Source organism: Vibrio sp. M250220, from assembly GCF_036533795.1.
Taxonomy (GTDB): domain Bacteria; phylum Pseudomonadota; class Gammaproteobacteria; order Enterobacterales; family Vibrionaceae; genus Vibrio.
Genome location: NZ_JATABI010000007.1, coordinates 96902 through 121514, shown reverse-complemented (window position 1 = coordinate 121514; position 24613 = coordinate 96902). Strand labels below are relative to the sequence as shown.

Here is a 24613-nt window from a genome sequence, read left to right as displayed (position 1 = left end):
GAATCAATGAAGAAATCATACGCCGATATGTAAGACATCAAGAGAAGCAAGAGCGAGTAGAGCAGCACCAGTTGGCGTTGGATTAAACAAAGGCCCCCTTTTAGGGGGCTCACACAAAGCCACCTTCTTTAGAAGGTGGTAATTTACTGTTGTTGCTGCTCGAGTCGGTCTAAACGTTTTAGAATCTCATCTTGTTTCTCGACCAGTTCGACCAGCAATCGCTCTTTGTTCTCAGAGCGTTTTGTTTGGATTTTATTTGGCGAAGTGATCAACGAGGTAATCAAACCTGTGATCATACCAAATAGGCCGACACCACATATGATCAAACCGGATGCCAGCAACTTACCGCTATTGGTAACCGGGTAATGATCGCCATATCCTACCGTAGAGATCGTCACCAGCGCCCACCACAGGGCATCCCCCCCTGTCTGAATATTGGCATCAGGATCCGAGCCTTCAATAAACAGCATCATACTGGATCCAACCGTCAGCAGTACAACCATAAGCAATAGGATAGAAGCAAGCGTCGTTTCACGTCGATTGCTGAGAAGTTGCTTTAACAAGTAGCGACTAGATCGAATAACCAAAATGACACGCATGATATGAAATATGCGCGCAAAGCGAAGAGGTTCTACCATTGGAATACTGGCAAGAAAATCGATCCAATGACGTTTCAAAAATTGCACACGATCTGTCGCACGGATCATATCTATGCTGAGTTGTAGGATGAAAATGCTACAGATAATAAAGTCTAAGCCGATAAAAACTTGTCGAGTTTCTGGGGTGAGTGGAAAGAACAATAAGCCCGAGATCACAAATAGCGCCATAAATGACAGGATCAGTGACAACAAGCTCATCGGTTTAGTGTCGTCTTTGGTAATATCTCTTTTCATACGAGGCTCGAAAAAAATCATAATCAGCGCGTTCGAGGGAGTGGATTCGCCGCATCACTCTAGTATAAAGCACTGAAATCAAAAAATTTCATTTATTGGAGAACGGACAATGACCGAGATGGCATTTAAGCCGTGGGAACGAGTTATCACGGATATTCGACTGGTTCCTAAAATGGTGATGCTAATGGTGTTCAGTACAGTACTGATCATCGGAAAGCAACTATGGGATGCGAGTGTCTTCTACGACGCTCTTCTTGCAGCAACTCAAGACGCTCAAGTCGCGCAACAGCATTATGAAGCCTACCTAGTACAGGTGGCTTGGCAAACTGTTGCCATGGTTGTTGTTTTCGTCGTTCTCCTTTTATTCGCTGCACGGGTTATGTTACGTCAAACCCAATACCTAAGCGAGTCAATTAAATTAATGGCGGCCAGAGACCTTTCTGTTCCTATTGAGATGGAATGTAAGGATGAATATGGTGATGTTGCGCGTGAGCTTGAAAGAACCCGCGTTCAGCTACAGGAAATGATCCGCTTGCAAATCGATGCGTCTCAAGAGCTCGCAGGACTGACGGAAGTGATGACATTAAGTATGTCCGAAACCAAGGAGTCTGCGCAGGAAGAGTTTAATGAGATTGATCAGCTAGCCACGGCGATGAGCGAAATGACATCGACGGTCCAAACTGTTGCTGGCCACGCTCAAAACGCTTCATCACTGACTGAAAGTGCGTCTGGACAAGCCGAGACAGGTCAACGCTTTGTCCAAGATACGGTCTTGAAAATCAGTGAACTTTCTAAAGATATTTCAGCTTCAGCACAGGCTGTCAATCAAGTAGAAGAGAGTGTCGATTCCATTGGCAGTGTGGTTGGTACCATTCAAGGGATCTCTGAGCAAACTAACTTGCTAGCGCTCAACGCCGCGATTGAAGCGGCACGTGCGGGTGAAGCGGGCCGAGGCTTTGCGGTTGTTGCCGACGAAGTGCGCAACCTTGCTCAGCGTACTCAGCAGGCGACTGTCGAAATCCAAGAGATGATTTCTCAGCTACAAACAAGTGCCAACTCTGCGGTTGAACTGATGGAAAAGAGTGTGGTTGAAGCCGCTGAAGGTGTGGAATTGGTGACCAACGCGGGTAGCGAATTGGATGGTATCGTGATTCAGGTCAATCAAATCAATGATATGAACTTCCAAATCGCCACCGCAGCAGGTCAGCAGAGCAGTGTTGCTGAAGAGATGAGTCAAAACCTGACGAATGTGCGAGAGCTGGTGCAAGCATCGGTCACCGTGGTTTCCGAGTTGCTAGAGACATCAGAAATCATGCAGCAAAATGCTGAGGAACTGGATAAGAAAATCACTTCATTTAAGGTGTAGCTTCTCAACTTAATTGCAATAAACGCCCACTTGCTACTAGTGGGCGTTTTTTATTGGTATAAATAGAGCGTTACCTTTCACTCAACTGGTATTTCTATCACAAGGAAGAATCATGCAACTGCCAGAAAGTCTTGTCTCCATCTCCCAGTCTGCGACCGACTCATTATTTCAATCTGATGCAATTTCACACTGGCCTGACTCTTTGACACAGCAACTTAGCTACGTCGCAGGTTTAAGTCAGTTTGTCTGTAATACCTTGGTGGCAGATGAGCAACTTCAGCAATTGTTGCCACATATGTTGGCAGAGAATTCGCGCTACGAGCAATACCGAGAAAGATTGGCCAGTATGCTGAGTGAATGCAGCGATGAAATGCAGGGACATCGAGTCCTGAGACAGTTCCGCAACAGAGAAATGGTTTATATTGCGTGGCGTGACTTCACCGCTTCGTGGTCACTAGAAGAGAGCCTTACTCATTTATCCCAGCTTGCCGAAGCGATGATTTTCGAGACATATCATTGGCAGTACGATGCTTGCTGTGAACTGTGGGGAACGCCGATGAATGCTCAGGGTGAGGCTCAGCCAATGCTAATCATTGGCATGGGTAAGCTTGGCGGAGGAGAGCTCAATTTCTCTTCCGATATCGATCTGATCTTTACCTATCCAGAAAATGGTGAGACGCAAGGAACACGCCGCAGTATTGCGAACGCTCAATTTTTTACTCGTTTAGGCCAGCGCATCATTAAAGCCCTTGATCAGCAGACCTTTGATGGTTTCTGTTATCGGGTTGATATGCGCCTGCGTCCTTTTGGTGACAGTGGTCCGTTGGTAATGAGCTACGCTGCTTTGGAGGACTACTATCAGGAGCAGGGGCGTGATTGGGAACGCTACGCAATGATTAAAGCACGGGTCATGGGCAGTGAGATGTACCCGCAATATCAAGAATTGCGTCAAATGCTGCGCCCATTTGTGTTCCGTCGCTATATCGATTTCAGTGCGATTCAGTCTCTTAGACGCATGAAGTCGATGATCAGCAGCGAGGTTCGCCGTCGTGGTCTCAGCAATAACATTAAGCTCGGTGCTGGTGGTATACGTGAGATTGAGTTTATTGCCCAGGTATTTCAGTTGATAAGAGGTGGCCGAGAGCCAAGTCTACGTCAGCGCGGACTGCTCGTCACGATTGATGCCGTTGAAGCGTTAGAGCTACTTACGAAACCAGAAACGCAGGCTTTAAGAGAGGCCTACAAATTCTTACGTCGATTGGAAAACCTGCTTCAAGCGATGGCAGACAAACAAACTCAGACTCTTCCCGAATGTGAAACTGAGCGATTGCAGCTTGCGGTTGCCATGGGGTACGGCGCTTGGGCAGATCTTATCGCGGATGTAGAAACGCACATGGCGAATGTACATGGCGTGTTTGCTGCGCTGATCGGAGACGATGAAGAAGAACAGCAAGACATTGCTCAGCATTTTGTTGAACTATGGGATATGGCGGCAAAACAAGATGTTATCGAGAATATTCTTGAACAGGATATGGCAGTTGAATCGCCTCAGACTATGGCCAGTACCATCATGCAATTCAAGCAAGATTTAGCGAAAAAGACCCTCGGGCCACGTGGTCGTGAAGTTCTTAATCGCTTGATGCCAAAAGTGTTCGCTGCTATTTACTCTCATCAAGACGCCAAGTTTGGTTTGCCTCGAGTGCTGCACTTATTGCATAACATTGTTACGCGAACAACGTACCTTGAGCTGTTAGATGAGCACAATGCTGCGTTAACCCAGTTAGTCCGTTTATGTACGGCCAGTCCAATGATTTCCGAGCAGTTGGGGCGCTACCCGATTTTGCTTGATGAGTTGATCGACCCACAACAATTGTATAACCCGATTCCACTGGATAGTTACCGCACTGAGTTGCGAGACTTTTTGGCCCGTATCCCTGAAGATGATATGGAGCAACAGATGGAAGCTTTGCGCCAGTTTAAGCAGATTTGTATCTTGCGTATCGCCGCAGCCGATATCGCGGGTGCACTGCCGGTAATGAAAGTAAGTGACCACTTAACCTATTTGGCGGAAGCGATTGTTGAGTCGGTGGTTGGGCAGGCGTGGTTGCAGATGGCTGAAAAGTATGGAGAGCCGACTCATCTTAAAGAACGGAGTGGAAAAGGCTTTGCCGTCATTGGCTATGGCAAGGTTGGTGGTTGGGAGCTAGGCTACAACTCAGATTTAGATATCGTCTTTATGCATGACTGCCCGGCTACTGTATATACCGATGGTAAGAAAGAAATCGATGGCCGCCAGTTTTATCTCAGACTGGCACAACGAATCATTCATATATTCTCAACCCGAACCGCTTCAGGGATCTTGTACGAAGTGGACACTCGCTTACGTCCTTCTGGTGCATCTGGTTTGCTGGTCAGTCCTAGTGATGCGTTCGACCTATATCAACGAGAAGAAGCTTGGACGTGGGAACATCAGGCGCTCGTTCGTGCACGAATGATATATGGTGACGAATTATTACAGCAGGCATTTGCAAAGACCCGCCATGAAATTCTTTCACTTGAACGAGACGAAGCCACTTTGAGGAAAGAAGTGTCTGAGATGCGAGTGAAGATGCGCGACCATCTGGGGGGGAAAAAGGCAGGTCGCTTTATGCTCAAGCAAGATCCAGGAGGCATCACGGATGTCGAATTTCTCGCTCAGTACCTTGTACTGCGATTTAGTCAGCAAAAACCAAAACTGACCCGCTGGAGTGATAACGTTCGAATCTTTGAGAGTATGATGGCACAAGGCATCATGGAGGAGCAGGATGCGATGGCATTGACCTGTGCTTATACCACCATGCGTGACCAAATCCATCATCGTAATCTTTTGAACCTTGATGCAGATGTTGCTGAAGATAAATTCATCAATGAACGTGAATTGGTGACTAAACTATGGCACGAGTGGCTCGAATAGGTTTTGACCACTAAAACACTATGTTAAACTCTTGCCCGAATTAGAATTTGGAGATCCACAATGAAGCCAATCCTACCGAACTACAGTGATTCTGGTGTGCTAATTATCGGCGATGTAATGCTAGATCGTTATTGGTATGGCCCTACAGGCCGTATTTCACCTGAAGCTCCAGTACCTGTAGTTAAAGTAGAAAATAACGAAGAGCGACCAGGTGGTGCTGCTAACGTAGCGATGAATATTGCCTCACTTGGTGGACATGCTCATATCGTTGGTTTAACAGGGATTGATGAACCTGCCAAAGTTCTCAACGAAACTCTCTCTGCATTGAAAGTGAAATGTGATTTTGTGGGACTGCCAAACTACCCAACTATCACTAAACTCCGCGTTCTTAGCCGTGGTCAGCAACTTATCCGTCTCGACTTTGAAGACAAGTTTGAAAATGTTGATGCTGAGCTTATTCTGGATCGTATGGAGCAAGCGCTACCAAAAGTGAAGTCAGTTGTCTTGTCTGACTACGCTAAAGGTGCTTTGGAGCACGTACAGCAGTTTATTCAAAAAGCGCGCGCTGCAAACGTGCCAGTATTCATCGACCCAAAAGGGGCGGACTTCGAACGCTATCGTGGCGCGACTCTACTGACTCCAAACATGGCGGAATTTGAGCATGTCGTCGGTAAAGTTAAGTCGAATGATGAGTTGGTTGAGAAGGGCTTAGCGCTAATTGAACAGTTTGATTTCGAAGCCCTGCTTGTTACTCGCAGTGAGCATGGCATGACGCTGCTTCGTCGTGGTCAAGAGCCGTTCCATTTGCCAACACAAGCAAAAGAAGTGTACGACGTGACAGGTGCGGGAGATACGGTTATTTCTGTTCTCGCTGCCTCTGTTGCAGCTGGTAAGCCTCTAGATGAAGCGTGTGCGCTTGCAAACGCTGCTGCGGGCGTAGTTGTTGGTAAACTCGGCACTTCTACCGTTTCGACTATTGAATTGGCTGAAGCCGTTCATGGAAGTCAAGACACCGATTTTGGTGTTATCTCTGAGCATGCCCTCATTGAAGCGGTTAAAAAGGCTCAAGCATGTGGTGAGAAGGTTGTGATGACCAATGGTTGTTTCGATATTCTTCATGCAGGTCACGTCTCTTACCTTAACCATGCAGCACAATTGGGTGATCGTCTTATTGTTGCGGTCAACACGGATGAGTCAGTAAAACGCCTAAAAGGCCCAGGTCGTCCTGTGAACCCAACGGATCGCCGTATGGCTGTACTTGCAGGTTTAGGTGCAGTGGACTGGGTTGTGCCATTTGGTGAAGATACTCCACAGCGCTTAATTTCAGAAGTGCTTCCAGATCTGCTGGTGAAAGGTGGTGATTACAAACCTGAAGATATTGCTGGTGGTAAGGAAGTAATTGCCAACGGCGGTGAGGTTAAAGTACTTAACTTTGAAGATGGATGTTCAACGACTGAAATCATTGATGCGATTAAAGGTGGTAGGGGCTAACCTTACTATCCATTGCTAACAAAATGCTCACCAGTCCGGTGAGCATTTTTTATAACAAAGAAAAATGGAGCCATTTGGCTCCATTTTACTAATTGATTCAGAGGTGAATTAGTCCTCTAGGTCACCACAGAAGCGGTAGCCTTCACCATGAATGGTTGCGATGATTTCAGGTGTACCTGAAACAGATTCGAAGTGCTTACGGATGCGACGAATGGTTACGTCAACAGTACGGTCGTGTGGCTTAAGCTCACGGCCAGTCATCTTCTTAAGCAGGTCAGCGCGAGTCTGGATCTTACCTGGGTTCTCACAGAAGTGCAGTAGTGCACGGAACTCTGAGCGAGGTAGTTTGTAACCATCACCACTTGGACTAACAAGTGAGCGGCTATTGATATCCAGAACCCAACCGTTGAAAACGTATTTATCTACGCTACGCTTCTCTTCACTAACGACGCTTGAATTCATCGAACGACTTAGTAGGTTACGAGCACGGATAGTCAATTCACGCGGGTTGAATGGCTTAGTGATGTAATCGTCAGCACCAATTTCTAGGCCAAGGATCTTATCAACTTCGTTGTCGCGGCCTGTTAAGAACATTAGCGCAACGTTAGCTTGCTCACGTAGCTCACGAGCTAGCAATAGACCATTTTTGCCTGGTAGGTTAATGTCCATAATGACCAAGTTAACTTGGTTATCAGACAGCACCTGGTGCATCTCTTCACCGTCACTGGCCTCAAAAACAGCGTATCCCTCTGCTTCAAAAATACTCTTAAGAGTGTTACGAGTTACTTGCTCATCTTCGACAATAAGAATGTGCGGGGTTTGCATTGGCGGTACCTAAACTTGTGAAAAATTTGTGCTAATAGAATAAACTCTAGGCAAAAACATAACATACAGGTAATGTGATGTTGATAATAAACCAAAGACTGTAAAAATACACTCTCTTTGATTGCCCGCCATCCGTGGTACTTCTTTTCTACCCTTAGAGGTCCTTTATCCTCTGAATCCTACTAGTCTTTGAGGCGGATTCTATAATGTTAACAGCATGCTAACAACGTAGAAGTGTTAATTCCAATCACTTTGTTGATTTATATCAAGAGTTAGAATGTAACAAATATTAATAGTGTCCAGTAAATGTAAAACTGTTGGTTTTATGATAATTGATGCAAAGCTATGGCAAGCCTATTGTGATCCCTATTTTCGTTTCGAAGGTAAGATCAAGTACGAAAATTTTGCCATCATAACAGCTTGGAATCCGAGTAGCGTTTGGCTCTCACCGGACGAGAATTATCGAAATAATCAGTACTTAGCAGCAGAAATAGGCCATACTTGTTGTATGTCGGTCAATGTTGGCAATGAGGATTTCTCGTTGTGCGAAGAGATAAGCTTTACCTTATCTCGTGCCTAGAACAAAAACAGACAACGGTGTTGCTTGGTGACTGGCGATCCCGTTGCAGATAAAGGATTTACTTTTTAGAAGTTCAAGGAGGAAAAATGAAAGATATTACCCCTGATATTTGTGATAAACATGCGGATAAAGTCACCTTGCTCGAGCTGCCATTGCATAGCTTCGGTCGCAAGGATGCATTCTTTGGCGAAATTGTCACTGTTCGTTGCTATCACGATAATTCCAAGGTTCGTGAAATGCTCAGTCAGGATGGTACAGGCAAAGTGCTGGTGGTCGATGGGCATGGCTCATGTCAAAGAGCTTTGCTTGGTGATCAATTAGCTATTCTTGCGATTGATAATAATTGGGAAGGTGTCATCGTTAATGGTGCTGTACGTGATGTTGCTGCAATGGCCGAAATGGATCTTGGGGTTAAAGCCTTGGGTGCTTGCCCGTTTAAGACAGAAAAACGCGATGTCGGTGAAATCAATGTCACTTTAACAATACACAACCAAATGATTCAGCCAGGTGATTACATCTACGCCGATTGGAATGGTGTTTTAATGTCTACTGAATTGTTAGATTGGACCTAGAAGCGAAATCCAAGACCAACTTCAATCCCTTTCTGCCACTCTTGATAGTCGAGAGTGGCATGAATATCTAGATTCTCAGTCAGCTTCATATGACTTGAAACTTCTGCTGCAATTGTCGATTCTTTACCATCATTCAGAGTGTCATCACTGTAGGAGTGAAGGGTACTTTTTACTGAGAATCTTGGTGTCAATTGGTAACTTACGCCACTCAAAAAACCGGTCTCGTTTGCTCGTTCGCTATTGTTTAAACGAGCACCTACGTACAGGTCGACCTTGCTGAAAATGTTATAAGAATAACCACCGTCTATTTTCCATGAATCAAAGTCATTGTTGTCATTTGTACTGGAAATAAAAAGCTTGTGTGGTGAAACGTTTTGTTGGGAAGGGAGTACGGGCAACTCAGCAGCAAATGACGAGCAGGCGCAAAGTAGCACTGATAGGCTAAATCTTGTTTTCATACGCCACTCCTTTGCTGTCGTCTGCATTCCACTGCAAAATTAATTAAAGCATAAAACTTCCGGACTAGATGCAACTTTTATATAGCAATTAGTTATTATGATATGTGCCTATGGTTTCATTGGTTGTTGGAATTATGAGAAAGTTGGTCACATTGTGTAAAGACTGCAGAGTCGGCGTGTGAACAAAAAATAGTAACTTTTCATTGACGTGAAGATGAAAAATAGGTTAAACGTATGGGTAAGCAAACACACATTGTTATAGAAAACTAATTTTATGCAGCACCAAAGCCTAGTAATGACCACTACCATTATTATTACCGACATCGCTATTGTTGGGGCAGGCTGCTAAGCGAAAGAAAATCATAAATAAGGCCTGTATCCCACAAGATACAGGCCTTTTTTTATGTCAATTTAAGACATTTGGAGGAAGGGATGCGAGTTTTAAAGTTTGGAGGATCATCATTAGCCGATGCTGATCGTTTTTTACGAGCGGCAGATATCATTGCTAATAATGCTCAACAAGAAGAAGTCGCAGTCGTGCTTTCAGCACCAGGCAAGACGACCAATAAATTAGTTTCTGTCATTGAAGGGGCGCTAAAAAATGGCGAAGCAGAATTGCAAATCGCCGAGCTTGAGGATTCTTTCCGCGACCTTTACCAAGACATCAAGCAAGTGCTGCCGAACATCAATGGCAGTGCTTACGACAATCAAGTTAAAACATCGCTATCTCAGCTGCGCCAATTCGTTCATGGCATAAACTTGCTGGGTATGTGCCCTGACAACGTCAACGCACGTATCATTAGTAAAGGTGAACGAGTTTCTATTCAGCTTATGAAAGCGGTATTAGAGGCGAAAGGCCAACCAGCCAGTCTGATCGACCCAGTGCAATACTTATTTGCTCGTGGTGATCATCTTGAAGCGATGGTTGATGTTGAAATCTCTACTCAAAACTTCCGTCAGAATCCTCTTCCACAAGGCCATGTAAACATCATGCCTGGCTTTACTGCTGGTAATGATGAAGGCGAGTTAGTGACGCTAGGACGTAATGGTTCGGACTACTCAGCAGCCGTTTTGGCCGCGTGTCTTCGTGCCGATTGTTGTGAAATCTGGACTGATGTTGATGGCGTTTATAACTGTGACCCTCGCTTAGTAGCGGATGCGCGTTTATTAAAATCTCTCAGCTACCAAGAGGCGATGGAGCTTTCGTATTTTGGTGCGTCTGTACTGCATCCTAAGACCATCGCGCCGATTGCCCAATTCCATATTCCTTGTCTGATCAAAAACAGTTTTAACCCACAAGGTGCGGGGACGCTCATTGGCCAAGACACGGGTGAAGATAACCTAGCGATCAAGGGTATTACCACACTCAGCGACCTGACTATGGTTAACGTGTCTGGCCCTGGTATGAAAGGCATGGTTGGCATGGCTAGCCGCGTATTTGGTGCGATGTCCTCAGCGGGAGTATCGATCGTTTTGATTACTCAGTCTTCTTCAGAGTACAGCATCAGTTTCTGTATAGAAGCTCAAGATCAGGCAATCGCAGAGCAAGCGCTTGGTGATGCTTTTGAGCTTGAACTGAAAGATGGTCTGTTGGAGCCTGTTGAGTTCCTTAATGATGTTGCGATCGTAACGTTAGTGGGTGATGGAATGCGCACTTCTCGTGGTGTTGCGTCTCAATTCTTCTCTTCGTTAGCCGAAGTTAACGTTAATATTGTTGCGATTGCTCAAGGCTCATCTGAGCGTGCTATCTCAGCAGTGATCCCAGAAGATAAGATTTCAGAAGCCATCAAAGCCTGTCATGAAAACCTATTCAATTCAAAACACTTCCTCGATGTGTTTGTGGTTGGTGTTGGTGGTGTGGGTGGCGAACTGGTGGATCAGATTGATCGTCAGCAAGCGAAACTGGCTGAAAAAGGCATCATCTTACGAGTTTGTGGTTTGGCAAACAGTAAAGGACTTCTGTTGGATAGCGAAGGGCTTCCACTTGAACACTGGCGTGATCGTATGAAAGATGCGTCAGAAGAGTTCAGTCTGGCACGCTTAATCTCGCTGGTGCAACGCAACCACATTATCAACCCAGTATTGGTTGACTGTACTTCTAGTGAATTAATCGCGAATCAATATGCTGACTTCTTAGCTGCTGGTTTCCACGTGGTTACGCCGAACAAAAAAGCGAACACCGCGAGTATGTCTTACTACCATCAATTGCGTGATGTTGCGCGTAGCTCACGCCGCAAATTGATGTACGAAACAACCGTTGGTGCGGGTCTACCTGTTATTGAAAACCTACAGAATCTTATCTCAGCGGGTGACGAACTGGAACGTTTCAGTGGCATCTTGTCTGGTTCACTATCATTTATATTCGGTAAGTTGGATGAAGGTATGACACTTAGCCAAGCGACGAATATTGCTAAAGAGAGTGGTTTTACAGAGCCAGATCCACGTGATGACCTGTCGGGTATGGACGTAGCACGTAAACTACTGATTCTTGCTCGTGAAGCCGGTATGAACTTAGAACTGGAAGATGTCATTGTTGATCAAGCTCTGCCACCAGGCTTTGATGACTCAGGCACTATAGAAGAGTTTATGCAGCGATTACCTCAAGCAGACGCTTATTTCCAACAACTTTCTGCGCAAGCAGCCGAAGAAGGAAAAGTGCTACGCTACGTGGGTGAAATCTCGGATGGTGAATGTCGAGTAAGCATTGCGGCGGTCAATGAAAACGACCCAATGTTTAAGATTAAAGATGGTGAAAATGCGTTGGCGTTTTACAGCCGTTACTACCAGCCAATTCCATTAGTATTACGAGGTTACGGTGCGGGTACTGAAGTGACAGCGGCAGGTGTGTTTGCTGATGTGATGCGTACATTAGGTTGGAAATTAGGAGTATAAAGAAATGAGTCGAGGTATGGATGTCGTTGTTTATGCTCCTGCGTCAATCGGTAATGTGAGCGTTGGTTTCGATGTTTTGGGGGCGGCCGTGTCCCCCATTGATGGCACGCTACTGGGTGACCGAGTTATGGTTAAATCAGGCGATGAGCCGTTTAGCCTAAAAACAGCAGGTAGCTTTGTCTCAAAACTACCTGAAAACCCGAAAGAGAATATTGTTTATGACTGCTGGCGTGTATTTACTCGCGAGCTAGACAAGAAAGGTCAAGATCTTTTGCCCCTAGAGATGACTCTAGAAAAGAATATGCCTATTGGCTCAGGATTAGGTTCAAGTGCTTGTTCCATTGTGGCTGCTTTGGATGCGCTCAACCGTTTCCATGGGGAACCTCTCAACGAAACTGAGTTGCTTGCATTAATGGGGGAAATGGAAGGACAGATATCTGGTGGTGTTCACTACGATAATGTCGCACCATGTTACCTTGGCGGCGTACAGTTGATGTTGGAAGAGTTAGGCATTATCAGTCAAGAAGTGCCATGTTTTGACAATTGGTATTGGGTAATGGCTTATCCGGGAATCAAGGTCTCGACTGCCGAAGCGCGTGCAATTCTGCCATCACAATATCGCCGTCAGGACATTATCGCCCACGGTCGTCATCTCGCAGGCTTTATACATGCTTGCCACTCTAATCAGCCTGAACTGGCAGCGAAAATGATCAAAGACGTGATCGCTGAACCGTATCGTGAGAAACTGTTACCTGGTTTTGCTGAAGCGCGTAAATACGCTGTAGCAGCCGGTGCTTTGGCGACGGGTATTTCGGGTAGTGGTCCAACGCTATTTAGTATTTGTAAAGATAAAGATGTCGCTGAGCGTGTGGCACGCTGGCTTGAACAAAACTACGTACAAAATGAAGAAGGATTCGTCCATGTTTGTCGTCTCAACAAGCAAGGTTCGAACGTAACAGGAAGTGAGCTATGAAGCTGTACAACATAAAAGAAAATGACGAACAAGTATCCTTTGGCCAAGCCGTGCGCCAAGGGTTAGGTCGTAACCAAGGCCTTTTTTTTCCATCAGAACTGCCTAAGTTTGACGATGTAGATGCGCTTTTAGCTGAAGACTTTGTTTCACGTAGTACTAAGATTCTCTCAGCACTTATTGGTGATGAGTTAGCAGAAGAAAAAGTAAATTCAATGGTTGATGCAGCGTTCCAATTTCCTGCACCAATCAAGCAAGTAAAAGAGGGTGTTTATGCCCTTGAACTGTTTCACGGTCCAACTCTAGCGTTTAAAGATTTCGGCGGCCGTTTTATGGCTCAGTCGTTAGCTGCTGTTTCTAATGGTGGTAAAATCACGATTCTGACAGCAACGTCTGGCGATACTGGTGCGGCAGTGGCACACGCTTTTTATGGGATGGAAGATATCAACGTTGTTATCCTTTACCCGAAAGGCAAAATCAGCCCTCTGCAAGAAAAGCTATTCTGTACGCTTGGCAACAATATCCACACGGTTGCTATCGATGGTGATTTTGATGCTTGCCAAGCGCTCGTTAAGCAAGCTTTCGATGACGCCGCTCTGCGTGAAGAGATTGGCTTAAATTCCGCTAACTCAATTAACATTAGCCGCCTAATGGCTCAGATCTGCTACTACTTTGAGGCCGCTTCTCAACTAAGCAAAGAGCAGCGTGAAAACCTCGTGGTATCGGTACCAAGTGGTAACTTTGGTAACCTGACAGCCGGTTTGTTAGCAAAAGCTCTAGGTTTGCCGATTAAGCGTTTCATTGCTGCGACTAACGCGAACGATACCGTGCCACGTTACTTAGAAACGGGTAAGTGGGATCCTAAACCAACGGTTGCAACCACTTCAAACGCGATGGATGTGAGTCAGCCAAACAACTGGCCGCGTATCGAAGAGCTATGCCAAGTGAAAGATTGGGGCTTAGAGACGTTAGGTAAAGGTGCGGTGAGTGATGAGCAAAGCGCGGCATCAGTAAAAGAGCTGTACCAACAAGGTTATCTGTGTGAACCGCACGGTGCGATCGCCTATCGAGTGCTGCAAGAGCAGCTTCAAGAAGGTGAGACAGGGTTATTCCTATGTACAGCACATCCAGCGAAGTTCAAGGAAGTGGTTGACGATATTTTAGGTACAGATATTGACCTGCCAGGCCCGCTAGCAAAACATGCAGTGATGGATTTGCTGTCTGAAGACCTCGCCAATGATTTCGATGCATTGAAAGAAGTCCTGCGTCGAGTGCAGAAATAAGTTAGCAAAGGTCGCTCAGGCGGCCTTTGTTTTATAGAGCGCTTCGCTTCGAGGATGGACTTCGTCCTGCGAGAATTTAGAACGGGCTGCGCCCTTCGAGAGGTCTCGCTTCTCGCTTCTCGCTTCTCGCTTCTCGCTTCTCGCTTCTCGCTTCTCGCTTCTCGCTTCTCGCTTCTCGCTTCTCGCTTCTCGTTTCTCTTATTTGTTCAAAGCAAATGTCGGTAACGAAAGGTGCCAGCGAATAGCGCCTAAGCGAATAATCAGTGTAGAAGCTACACCTGCGAGGAAAGCTGTATCGTTATCATAGTCAATCGCTAAGGCTGTGGTATGGAATACCCCACCAATCAAACACGCAGTCGCATAGACTTCACTTCGTAGTACCATTGGGACTTCACGCGCTAATACATCGCGAATGATGCCGCCGCCACAACCCGTTATTACACCCATGATGATAGCGACCAACGCTGAATCTTGATAATGCATCGCTTTGTCTACACCAATACCGACAAAGACGGCTAATCCAATCGCATCACACACTGGTAAAACCCACCACGCTAGGCGTTTAGGTCGTCGAACGATGAGCATAGTGATCAAACAGGTAATTAGGATAGTCCATAAGTAGTTGGTGTCAGTGATCCAGAATACCGGGGTTGCTCCAAGAGCCATATCACGAATCGTACCGCCACCGATAGCAGTGACACTGCCCAAAACGGTGACACCAAATGGATCCATCTTTAAGCGGCCTGCAAGTAGAACGCCTGAAATAGCAAAAATAGCTGTACCGAACAAGTCGATCAAATAAAGCAGCATGGAGTCCATGTTACTAAAATCTCTTACTAAAAAGTTGCGAATAAAAGTGAGACTGGATTGTACGAGATATCACCATTGACCGTTAGTGTTTTCGCCTAACGTTATCAAAATACTCGCAAACTTGTTTGACCGCTAAGAGTGTTCTCGGCGTCGGTCGGTTTAGCCAGTCTGAGTTTAAAGACCAGACATGTTTATTTTGAACAGCATCAAGTTGGTGTGCCCATTTGTGCCACATATTGCCATCGGCAATAGCATGTTCAGAAGAGAAGATGACATCTGGGTTACTGATGATAACTTGTTCCAGCCCAACTTGAGGATAAGGCGCGACACTGTCGGCGAAGACGTTGACGCCCCCGCAGAATGTAAATACTTCACTTGGCCATTTCTCTTGGGCGAGGGTGATGATGGGTTGGGCGCTTAATTGATAGAAGTAGCGAACAGGTGTTTCTGTGTGGTACTCGTTTTTAAGCTTTTCTAATTGTTGTCTAAAGTCGGCTGCGGCTCGTTTGCCTATATTGGGATCGTCTGAGTATTCACTTAACTGTTCGAGATTATTAGCGATATCGCTAAGAGACGAGGTTTGTGAGTAATAAATATTGATGCCAAACTGCTTTAGCTTCTCCAGCTCACCGTTTGGGTTACCTGCGGGCCAAGCGATGACTAGGTCTGGTTGAAGTGCAATGATTCGCTCGATTTTTATGCCCTGATAATTGGACACTTTTTCCAGCGTTTTTGCCTGTTCTGGATAGTCGCTACGCTCACTGACCGCAACAAGCTTGTCACCCAGTCCCGCAGCGAAAGCAATCTCTGTCGCATGTGGCGCTAAACTAATGATTCGCTCTACGGGGGCTGCGAAAAGGCTGGGAATAACCAGTGCAGCCAAACTGGCAACGATAAGGCGCATCTAAATACCTTGATAGAATAGGCCCATAAGCAGGCTTTGAATAATGATCCAAATGAACATGCGCCAAGCCAACATCTTCTGAACTTGAGCCACATGTATGGCAGATGGTGCAATACGACCGCCGAGCTTAGCGCGTACGGATTTTTTACCGTCGTAGATGGCAGGGCCACCCAAAGATAGCTCCAACTTACCGCCCACAGCGACGATCAGCCAAGCCGGTCCAGGAAGAGGCCAAGAACTTGCTTGCTGTTGAATGAGTTGGACAGAGGCTTTTGCTCGGTGACCGACGGCGATCATGAGCGCAAACAGGCGCAAAGGGATAAAATCGAGGACGGCGACAGCACGCACAGCAGTCAATCCAAACGGCGAGAACTTTTGTCTTGAAGGGGACCAAGCACGAGCCAGTTCTACCGACATTCGATAGCCAAAAGCCCCAATACCGCCAGCAATGGCATACCAAAACAGTACTCCAACGACATTACGCCCGTAAGACATAATCAAGGTTTCAGAGCCGGCTTTGCCAAGTCCGAGTAGCGATAAAGGATCGGTGGAGCGATTTATCAGCGGCTTAATTAGCATCTTTGCTTGCTCTTTGTCCTCGCGGGCGAGAGCGGCAACGAATTGAGCGGTAAATTTATCTGTATTGCGCCAATCAATGGCAAGAAGGAGAAAGGCCAGCTCAAAAAGTTGCGGCTGCCAAACCAATGGCTTTAACGCGATTACAACGGCTAGCATAGGCAGAATCATTAGTAGCCAAGCTAAGCTGCCTGAAATGATACTTTGCTGGTAGCTGTTGTTTACGTTGACTTTATCGGCTAATTGCTCGGCGAATTTATGCCACAAAATGGCTGGATGAGCTTCGCGGGGAAAGGGCAATATCAGATGGCATAATAAAGCGCCCCACAACACGAGGAGCGCGCCATTTGAGTAGAGTTGCTGAAACAGATCTTCCATGATGTCTCTTTAAGTTACTTTAGAAGTTCAACCATCTTGATAACCATTTCAGATGAGCTTTGAGCGGCTAGCGGAAGAAACTCATCAAAGCTCATACCTGCTTCTTTGTCAGCCACATCAGAGATTGCGCGCACTACAACGAAAGGAACTTTGAACTGGTGACAAGTTTGAGCGATCGCTGCGGCTTCCATTTCTACCGCGACAACCGATGGGAAGTGTTTGCGGATAAATGCCTGACGTTCCGCACTACATACAAAAGCGTCACCAGTACATATTAGGCCGCGAACTGCGTGCTTATCTTCCATTTGTGACAGCGCTTTCTCTGCTACATCCATCAATTTTTCATCTGCAATGAATGCCGCTGGTTGTTGTGCCATTTGCCCCATTTCGTAGCCAAATGCCGTCACATCGGCATCGTGGTGGCGAACTTCAGTTGAAATCACAACATCACCAACGTTGAGGCTAGAATCAAAACCACCCGCAGAGCCAGTGTTAATGATCACGTCAGGTTGGTACTCGTCCAGTAAAATTGTGGTGCCAACCGCTGCTGACACTTTGCCAATGCCGGATTGAAGTAAAACGACATCTACACCATTGATCTGCCCAGAGAAGTAAGTGCAACCTGCTTTGTTTACTTCTTGGCGGTTTTCAATTGCTTGTTTAAGGATCGAAACTTCTTGTTCCATTGCACCGATGATGCCGATTTTCATAATGAATCCTGTTAATTGACATGGGTCTAATTGAATGGAGCTAAGTGTAACAGAAAAGGGCTAGATGGGAACGGGCTTCGCCCTTCGAGAGTTTAGAGAGGGCGAGAACGCTTCGCTCCGAGAATCGAGACCGGACTTCGTCCTTCGAGAATTTAGGACGGGCTTTGCCCTGTTGGAGGTGGGGGCGGGCAGTAAGTTGATAAAACCTATAGTGTTAAAGGTGTTGACAGAACTACTCCTTAATAAGACATCATGTTCTCGATCAATTACCTATTGCTTAACCCATATACATCTCATATAATCCGCGCTTCGCGTAGCGGCTGAATCAGAGATTGGCTGCTACAAATTTAAACTTACTCTTATTAGGAGAGAATTATGTCTCTGAATGCAGAAACTAAAGCAGCAATCGTTGCAGAATACGCTCAAACTGAAGGCGATACAGGTTCACCAGAAGTTCAAGTAGCTCTACTTACAGCTTCTATCAACCACCTACAAGGTCACTTCAAAGCGCACAAAGGCGATCACCACAGCCGTCGTGGTCTTCTACGTATGGTTTCTCGCCGTCGTAAGCTTCTTGACTACTTGAAAGGCAAAAACCTTTCTCGTTACCAAGATCTAATCAAGCGTCTAGGCCTACGTCGCTAATCAGCGGCTGCATAGAACAGTTTGTCGAAAAAGGGGCTATACGCCCCTTTTTTGTGGCCTAAATTGTGCAAAACCTCTGCTAAGTAGTTTATACTACGTCCGGCTATAACCACCTTAGTGGTTTTATCTCCACAATACTTTTTGCATTACAGTCACCGATGTCGGCCAAAAGGTCGCGACTATTAAAAGGCTATTGCCCCGCAGTATTCTTTTACTAGTCGCGATTCGTAATGCCTTGAGTAATTTAATTAACTCAATCTAAGCACGTGCTTAGAGAAAGGAATAACAATGTTCGAAAAACCAGTTGTTAAAACGTTCCAGTACGGTAACCACACAGTTACTCTAGAAACTGGCGTTATCGCTCGTCAAGCTACAGCTGCCGTTATGGTAACTATGGATGATACAGCAGTATTTGTTTCTGTTGTTGGTAAAAAAGAGGCAGTTGAAGGTCAAGACTTCTTCCCTCTAACAGTTAACTACCAAGAGCGTACTTACGCTGCAGGTAAAATCCCTGGTGGTTTCTTCAAGCGTGAAGGTCGCCCATCTGAAGGTGAAACTCTGACTGCTCGTCTAATCGACCGTCCAATTCGCCCTCTATTCCCAGATGCGTTTAAAAACGAAGTTCAAGTAATCGCTACGGTTATGTCTGTAAACCCAGACGTTCAACCTGATATCGTAACTATGATTGGTACTTCAGCAGCGCTAGCTATCTCTGGTATCCCATTCAACGGTCCTATTGGTGCTGCACGTGTTGGTCACATTGACGGTCAACTAGTACTAAACCCAAGCAACACTGAGCTAGAAACATCTAAGCTTGACCTTGTTGTTGCGGGTACGGAATCTGCAGTTCTAATGGTTGAATCAGAAGCTGACAACCTAACTGAAGAAGAGATGCTTGCAGCAGTTGTTTACGGCCACGATCAACAGCAAGCTGTTATCAACGCAATCAACGAGTTCGCATCAGAAGTTGCTACTCCAGTTTGGGATTGGGTTGCTCCAGAAGAGAACACAACACTTGTAGCTAAGATTGCAGAACTTGCAGAAGCTAAGCTTGTTGAAGCGTACCAAATCACTGAGAAGATGGCTCGTTACGGTCGTATCCACGAGATCGCGGCAGAAGTTAATGAAGTGCTACTTGCTGAAGATCCAGAAGCAAACACCAAAGAAATCCACACTATCTTCCACGATCTAGAGAAGACAGTTGTACGTCGCAGCATCATTGCTGGTAACCCACGTATCGACGGTCGTGAGAAAGACATGGTTCGTGCTTTAGACGTTCGTACTGGCGTTCTTCCACGTACTCACGGTTCTTCACTATTCACTCGTGGTGAGACTCAGGCACTAGTAACTGCGACTCTAGGTACTCAGCGCGATGCTCAAATCATCGATGAGTTAACTGGTGAGCGTAAAGATCACTTCCTACTACACTACAACTTCCCTCCATACTGTGTTGGCGAAACGGGTTTTGTAGGTTCTCCTAAGCGTCGTGAGATTGGTCACGGTAAACTGGCTAAGCGTGGTATTGCAGCTGTAATGCCATCTATCGATGAGTTCCCATACACAGTACGTGTTGTATCGGAAATCACTGAATCTAACGGTTCATCTTCAATGGCTTCTGTATGTGGTACGTCTCTAGCTCTTATGGATGCTGGTGTACCAATCAAAGCCTCTGTTGCGGGTATCGCGATGGGTCTAGTGAAAGAAGGCGATGATTTCGTTGTTCTTTCTGACATCCTTGGTGACGAAGACCACCTAGGTGACATGGACTTTAAAGTAGCAGGTACTAACGAAGGTATCACTGCACTTCAGATGGATATCAAGATCGAAGGTATCACTAAAGAGATCATGCAAATTGCTCTTAACCAAGCGCAAGGTGCACGTAAGCACATCCTATCTGTAATGGATGAAGCGATTTCTGGTGCTCGTGAAGATATCTCTGAGTTCGCTCCGCGTATTCACACAATGAAGATCAGCGCAGAGAAGATCAAAGACGTTATCGGTAAAGGTGGTGCAGTTATCCGTGCTCTAACTGAAGAGACGGGTACAACTATCGAAATCGAAGATGACGGTACAATCAAGATTGCTGCAACTGAAGGCGCAGCAGCAAAAGAAGCGATTCGCCGTATCGAAGAGATCACTGCTGAAGTTGAAGTAGGCCGTATCTATACAGGTAAAGTTGCACGTCTAGCTGACTTTGGTGCGTTCGTTACGATTCTTCCTGGTAAAGATGGTCTTGTACACATTTCTCAAATCGCAGACAAGCGTGTAGAAAAAGTGTCTGACTACCTTGCTGAAGGTCAAGAAGTTCAAGTTAAAGTTCTTGAAATCGACCGTCAGGGCCGCGTTCGTCTAAGCATGAAAGAAGCGGTAGAACAGACTGAGGAAGTCGTTGCTGAAGAAAAACCTGCTACAGACGCATAATGCGAGCTTGATAGGCTAATTAGCTTATTACGCTAAAAGCATGTTATAAAGGGAGCATTACGCTCCCTTTTTTATTGCGGATTACTCTGAGTGCAAACTCAGTAACAGGAGTATCGATCTGTGAAATGGTTTCAAACCGCTACGCTTAGTCTCGCTATAGCTACGGCAGGCTGTGCATCGACCTCAAGCAACAACGCTCAGTGGCTATATCCACCAATGGCGGTTCCTTTGCAAGCCAGTGTGCAGCAAGAAGTTCAGATTGCGCGTTTATCTCAACTCTTACAAAGACCCGATCTTTCGAATGATGTTCGAGCCAAAATGCTTTATGAACGCGGTAACTACTATGGTAGTGTTGGTCTGAGAGATCTCGCTCGTTTAGATTACAATCAGTCACTTGCTTTTAATCCTGCCCAGCCAGATCTGTTTAATTTACTTGGCGTTTATTTTACCCAGGTGGGCGAGTTTGATGCTGCGTACGATGCTTTTGATTCTACCTTAGAGTTAGCTCCGGATAATTCTTATGCCGCACGCAACCGTGCCATTGCGCTTTACTATGGTGATCGGATTGACCTTGCTTTAGAAGATATGCAAAAGCATTATGATGAGGACCCTGGCGATCCATTTCGTGCTTTGTGGCGCTATATCATTAAGCAGGAAAAGCAACCGGATGTAGCTCGTGAAGAGCTACTCAAAGTCTATCAGACTCGTGATGAGCAATGGGGTTGGGTACTGGTTGCCATTACGCTTGGAGAAGTGTCTGAAGACCAGGCCTTTAAAGCCATTTTAGCCGGAACCCGAGACAATACTGTTTTGGCTCAGCGTCTAACAGAGGCTTACTTCTACTTGGGTAAGCGCTATCAAGCTGAAGGTGACTTTGCGAGCGCCATATCGTTATACAAACTGGCGATTTCGTTCAACGTCTTTGAGTATGTAGAACATCGTTATTCGTTCTTGGAACTTAGCCGAATCTACAATCAAGTTAAAGCTGAACATCTTGCCAAGAATAAAGCCAAAGCGCTTGAGATAGAATAAACATTGATGATGTGAGTTCGGATAGCCGCTGCTTTGCAGCGGCTTTTTATTGCCAGATGGAAAAATGAAGACTAAAATAGTTAGCCTTGCTAACTAAATGTGCAGACAATGACTCTAGAAAATAGCTTAATGGAACTGGAACGATTCTGTTCCAAAGCGTGGCGAGTTCATGCCAAAGAAGATGCGTTATCAAACTTGAGTTTTAATGAATACGATTATCTTCGAGTGATACAAGAACACGCTCAGGGGATTCGTATCACCGATTTAGCTCAAGAGATGAAAGTGAGTAAGCCTTCCGCCTCGAATATGGTGGCACGATTGCAGAATAAAGGCTTAGTTTCACGGATCTCATGTAATGAAGATGGACGCGCTAAGCGAGTGATTCTAACGGAGCAGGTCATTAAAGACCTTTCGCTTGAACAAGTGGTTTACCGCAGGATCGCGGAGTCTATTGGCAACAAACTGACTGAGGTTGAAAACAGCCATTTGATCAGCTTGTTAGAAAAAGCACTTAAATAATTAACTCGAAGTCAGAAAAAATTATCTATTTAGTTAGCTATGCTAACTAGTGGTGAGAAAATGCAAACATCCATTTATAAACAGTTTTGGAAATACACGATACCTACCGTGGCAGCAATGCTGGTCAACGGTCTATATCAAGTCGTTGATGGCGTCTTCATTGGTCGCTATGTTGGTGCTGATGGCTTAGCGGGCATTAACGTCGCTTGGCCTATGATTGGTTCGATTCTTGGGCTAGGTATGCTGGTTGGTGTCGGAACCGGAGCACTCGTTTCAATACAACAAGGAAAAAAAGACAACCAAGGTGCAAAACAGATCCTCGCGACGGGATTACTGCTACTTATCGCTTTGGTGCCTTTGGTCTCGGTTGTTCTTTATCTGTTCGCAGATGATTTTCTTCGTTGGCAGGGAGCTGAAGGCCGAGTATTTGAGCTGGGGTTACAATACTTACATATCTTGATTGGGGCCTGTATTTTTACTTTGGGCTCGATTGCGATGCCTTTTTTGCTGCGTAATGATGAAAGCCCAAATATTGCGACCATGCTTATGGTCATTGGTGCATTCGTTAACATCGCCTTAGATTACCTCTTAATTGCTGTGTTGGGCTGGGAGTTAACCGGTGCCGCGATAGCTACCGCTATTGCACAAGGTGTGGTCACCGTATCGGGTTTAGCTTACTTTTTTTCATCTCATGCGAGATTGCGTTTGAAGTGGGCTGATTTGCGTTTAAAGCTGGCTATCATCCCCAACATCTTTGCGATTGGCGCATCCAGTTTCTTTATGTATGCCTATGGTTCTATGATGGTTGCACTGCACAACGCACTATTTGCTCAATATGGCGATCAGTTGATGATTGGCGCTTACGCCATACTAGGTTATATCGTCACCGTCTACTATCTCACAGCAGAAGGTATTGCAAATGGTATGCAGCCTTTGGTCAGCTACAATCATGGGGCGAGAAACCAACAAAACATCCGCAAACTTCTAAAAGTTGCGATGTATTCAGCGGTGATAGTGGGTAGTGTATTTGTGGTATTACTCAATCTATTCCCAACTCAATTTGTCTCTGTCTTTAATAAGGATGACGCACAGTTGATGGAACATACGGTGATGGGAATTCGTCTGCACATGTTTTCTATGGCACTCGACGGCTTCTTAGTGGTTGCTGGTGCTTACTACCAAGCGATCAACAAGGGGAGTAAAGCGCTGTTTGTCACTGTTGGCAATATGTTGGTGCAGTTGCCTTTCTTGTATCTGATGCCTAAGTTGTTTGGTGTGCCGGGTATCTGGATTGCGTACCCATTGTCCAACATTGCACTCAGCTTGGTGGTGATGACGATGCTGTGGAAAGATATCAAGCGCATAACAGTGACATCGACCGAACAGGTCACCGCATAGAGAAAAGGGCTCATTTGAGCCCTTTAACATGTGTCATAAATTTAACTAGACGTTCTTCACTTCGAGACCGGCCAGTTGATGCCAGTAACCGTTGCACTGACGGTTATCGATTTGATCTGGGCTATGACCACTCTCGTTCGCGCGGAATTTTTCAACTTGCGAGAAGGTATCGAGGCCAAGTGGACTCAGGCGTACGACATCGACCAATCCTTGCATACTTGGCAGATCGTTGATCAGGTTATAGCAATAGCCTGATTGAGTCTGGATGCCGTTCAGGTTGAACACTTGCTGGCCTTCTTGGCTGCTTACTTGAATGCCTGTTGGGTATTTAATACAGCAGGTCTCACAATCGTCTTTGGCACGATTCTCTGCTCTTGCGGTAAAGCATCGAGCTGAGTAAGCCAAAGGTAGGTAGCCATGACTGAAGACTTCGACCTCGAACTTATCCTTAATACCAATCTCATCACATTGGGTTAATACTTTGCTCAGCCACTCACGAGACAGCTCGACAGGCATGCACCAACGGATCATGCCCTGTTTAAGAAATAGGTTCAGTGTGTGGGCATTGTAAGTATTGACCGCAGGGCCAACCACAAACGGTACCTTACGCTCAGAGGCTAGCTGGATTGCAGAAACGTCATTGGCTTCAATCGCGAAGTCACCATTATCGATATACTTCTTCATGATGTTGACTTCGCTCGGCGCTTCGAGAAGAGCCATGGTCGAAAGGACAACTTGTTTGCCAGCAGAATTAAGCTCTTTGGCAATATCAAACCAATGACTTGGTTTCATTTCACGTCGTTTAGAGCAAACACTTTCACCCAAATAAATGATATCTGCTGAACTGCTTTTAGCCTGATTATAAAAAGCTTCGACATCCTGCTTTGGCCAGAAATAGAGTAGTGGGCCAAGCGCGTATTTCATGTTTTTTTCCATA

21 protein-coding genes, 1 pseudogene and 1 other annotated feature are annotated in these 24613 nt (G+C 45.7%); of the genes and pseudogenes, 14 read left to right on the top strand and 8 right to left on the bottom strand.

From position 1 onward, the window contains the following. Positions 1-86: pseudogene (locus QTN94_RS04990) on the top strand (IS200/IS605 family transposase); the annotation flags it as partial. Between the two features lie 57 nt (positions 87-143). Here the strand turns inward: QTN94_RS04990 and QTN94_RS04985 are convergent. After that, positions 144-893, bottom strand: coding sequence for a potassium channel family protein (locus QTN94_RS04985; RefSeq protein ID WP_331427097.1), 750 nt, complete (start codon positions 891-893; stop codon positions 144-146). 109 nt (positions 894-1002) lie between these two features. Here QTN94_RS04985 and QTN94_RS04980 point away from each other — a divergent pair, with 109 nt between their 5' ends. The 3 genes from QTN94_RS04980 (at position 1003) to hldE (ending at position 6703) form a co-directional block, all read left to right on the top strand. After that, positions 1003-2259, top strand: a complete 1257-nt coding sequence (locus QTN94_RS04980) for a methyl-accepting chemotaxis protein (RefSeq protein WP_331427096.1) — start codon at positions 1003-1005, stop codon at positions 2257-2259. A 112-nt stretch (positions 2260-2371) separates the two neighbouring features. Beyond that, positions 2372-5212: a bifunctional [glutamate--ammonia ligase]-adenylyl-L-tyrosine phosphorylase/[glutamate--ammonia-ligase] adenylyltransferase gene (glnE, locus tag QTN94_RS04975; protein WP_331427095.1), complete on the top strand. Its 2841-nt coding sequence runs from the start codon at positions 2372-2374 to the stop codon at positions 5210-5212. 60 nt (positions 5213-5272) lie between these two features. Next, positions 5273-6703: a bifunctional D-glycero-beta-D-manno-heptose-7-phosphate kinase/D-glycero-beta-D-manno-heptose 1-phosphate adenylyltransferase HldE gene (gene hldE / locus QTN94_RS04970; RefSeq protein ID WP_138971826.1), complete on the top strand. Its 1431-nt coding sequence runs from the start codon at positions 5273-5275 to the stop codon at positions 6701-6703. A gap of 108 nt (positions 6704-6811) precedes the next feature. Here hldE and arcA read toward each other — a convergent pair whose 3' ends face one another. Beyond that, positions 6812-7528: a two-component system response regulator ArcA gene (arcA, locus tag QTN94_RS04965; RefSeq protein WP_138971825.1), complete on the bottom strand. Its 717-nt coding sequence runs from the start codon at positions 7526-7528 to the stop codon at positions 6812-6814. A 325-nt stretch (positions 7529-7853) separates the two neighbouring features. Between arcA and QTN94_RS04960 the strand changes: the two genes are divergently transcribed. Further along, complete coding sequence (locus QTN94_RS04960) at positions 7854-8108, top strand: DUF3293 domain-containing protein (RefSeq protein WP_331416185.1); 255 nt, start codon at positions 7854-7856, stop codon at positions 8106-8108. A gap of 86 nt (positions 8109-8194) precedes the next feature. Further along, positions 8195-8680: a putative 4-hydroxy-4-methyl-2-oxoglutarate aldolase gene (locus QTN94_RS04955; RefSeq protein WP_331427094.1), complete on the top strand. Its 486-nt coding sequence runs from the start codon at positions 8195-8197 to the stop codon at positions 8678-8680. On the opposite strand, the gene QTN94_RS04950 is transcribed toward QTN94_RS04955, so the two are convergent. Continuing rightward, positions 8677-9138 carry a hypothetical protein gene (locus QTN94_RS04950; RefSeq protein ID WP_331427093.1) on the bottom strand — a complete coding sequence of 154 codons (462 nt, stop codon included), beginning with the start codon at positions 9136-9138 and terminating at the stop codon, positions 8677-8679. The two genes, QTN94_RS04955 and QTN94_RS04950, sit on opposite strands and share 4 nt — an antisense overlap. Before the next feature lie 284 nt (positions 9139-9422). Next, positions 9423-9542 (top strand) — a sequence feature (Thr leader region). A gap of 28 nt (positions 9543-9570) precedes the next feature. Here QTN94_RS04950 and thrA point away from each other — a divergent pair. Genes thrA through thrC form a run of 3 tightly spaced genes read left to right on the top strand, consistent with a single transcriptional unit; the run spans position 9571 to position 14283 of the window. After that, complete coding sequence (thrA, locus tag QTN94_RS04945) at positions 9571-12030, top strand: bifunctional aspartate kinase/homoserine dehydrogenase I (RefSeq protein WP_331427092.1); 2460 nt, start codon at positions 9571-9573, stop codon at positions 12028-12030. Between the two features lie 16 nt (positions 12031-12046). Further along, entirely contained in the window at positions 12047-13003 is a 957-nt protein-coding gene (gene thrB, locus QTN94_RS04940) for a homoserine kinase (protein WP_331427099.1), read from the top strand. Continuing rightward, positions 13000-14283, top strand: coding sequence for a threonine synthase (gene thrC, locus QTN94_RS04935; RefSeq protein WP_331416188.1), 1284 nt, complete (start codon positions 13000-13002; stop codon positions 14281-14283). The genes thrB and thrC overlap by 4 nt, the downstream gene beginning before the upstream one ends. 198 nt (positions 14284-14481) lie before the next feature. Here thrC and QTN94_RS04930 read toward each other — a convergent pair whose 3' ends face one another. The 4 genes from QTN94_RS04930 to mtnN form a co-directional block, all read right to left on the bottom strand. Next, entirely contained in the window at positions 14482-15102 is a 621-nt protein-coding gene (locus QTN94_RS04930; RefSeq protein WP_331427091.1) for a TRIC cation channel family protein, read from the bottom strand. A 73-nt stretch (positions 15103-15175) separates the two neighbouring features. Continuing rightward, complete coding sequence (gene btuF, locus QTN94_RS04925; protein ID WP_331427090.1) at positions 15176-15997, bottom strand: vitamin B12 ABC transporter substrate-binding protein BtuF; 822 nt, start codon at positions 15995-15997, stop codon at positions 15176-15178. Then, entirely contained in the window at positions 15998-16951 is a 954-nt protein-coding gene (locus tag QTN94_RS04920) for a cobalamin biosynthesis family protein (RefSeq protein ID WP_331427088.1), read from the bottom strand. A 14-nt stretch (positions 16952-16965) separates the two neighbouring features. Then, positions 16966-17661: a 5'-methylthioadenosine/S-adenosylhomocysteine nucleosidase gene (mtnN, locus tag QTN94_RS04915; RefSeq protein WP_331416190.1), complete on the bottom strand. Its 696-nt coding sequence runs from the start codon at positions 17659-17661 to the stop codon at positions 16966-16968. Positions 17662-18036: 375 nt separating this feature from the next. Here mtnN and rpsO point away from each other — a divergent pair, with 375 nt between their 5' ends. The 5 genes from rpsO to QTN94_RS04890 all read left to right on the top strand — a co-directional run bounded on the left by rpsO (position 18037) and on the right by QTN94_RS04890 (position 23676). Beyond that, positions 18037-18306 carry a 30S ribosomal protein S15 gene (gene rpsO / locus QTN94_RS04910; protein WP_005472830.1) on the top strand — a complete coding sequence of 90 codons (270 nt, stop codon included), beginning with the start codon at positions 18037-18039 and terminating at the stop codon, positions 18304-18306. A gap of 288 nt (positions 18307-18594) precedes the next feature. Beyond that, complete coding sequence (pnp, locus tag QTN94_RS04905; RefSeq protein ID WP_331427087.1) at positions 18595-20727, top strand: polyribonucleotide nucleotidyltransferase; 2133 nt, start codon at positions 18595-18597, stop codon at positions 20725-20727. A 120-nt stretch (positions 20728-20847) separates the two neighbouring features. Next, positions 20848-21759: a lipoprotein NlpI gene (nlpI, locus tag QTN94_RS04900; protein ID WP_331427085.1), complete on the top strand. Its 912-nt coding sequence runs from the start codon at positions 20848-20850 to the stop codon at positions 21757-21759. Positions 21760-21867: 108 nt separating this feature from the next. Next, positions 21868-22278, top strand: a complete 411-nt coding sequence (locus QTN94_RS04895; RefSeq protein WP_331416193.1) for a MarR family winged helix-turn-helix transcriptional regulator — start codon at positions 21868-21870, stop codon at positions 22276-22278. A gap of 60 nt (positions 22279-22338) precedes the next feature. Then, on the top strand, positions 22339-23676 hold the full coding sequence (locus tag QTN94_RS04890; RefSeq protein ID WP_331427084.1) for an MATE family efflux transporter: 1338 nt from the start codon (positions 22339-22341) through the stop codon (positions 23674-23676). Between the two features lie 45 nt (positions 23677-23721). Here the strand turns inward: QTN94_RS04890 and QTN94_RS04885 are convergent, their stop codons facing one another. Next, positions 23722-24600 carry a U32 family peptidase gene (locus QTN94_RS04885; RefSeq protein WP_331427083.1) on the bottom strand — a complete coding sequence of 293 codons (879 nt, stop codon included), beginning with the start codon at positions 24598-24600 and terminating at the stop codon, positions 23722-23724. Between the last annotated feature and the right edge of the window lie 13 nt (positions 24601-24613).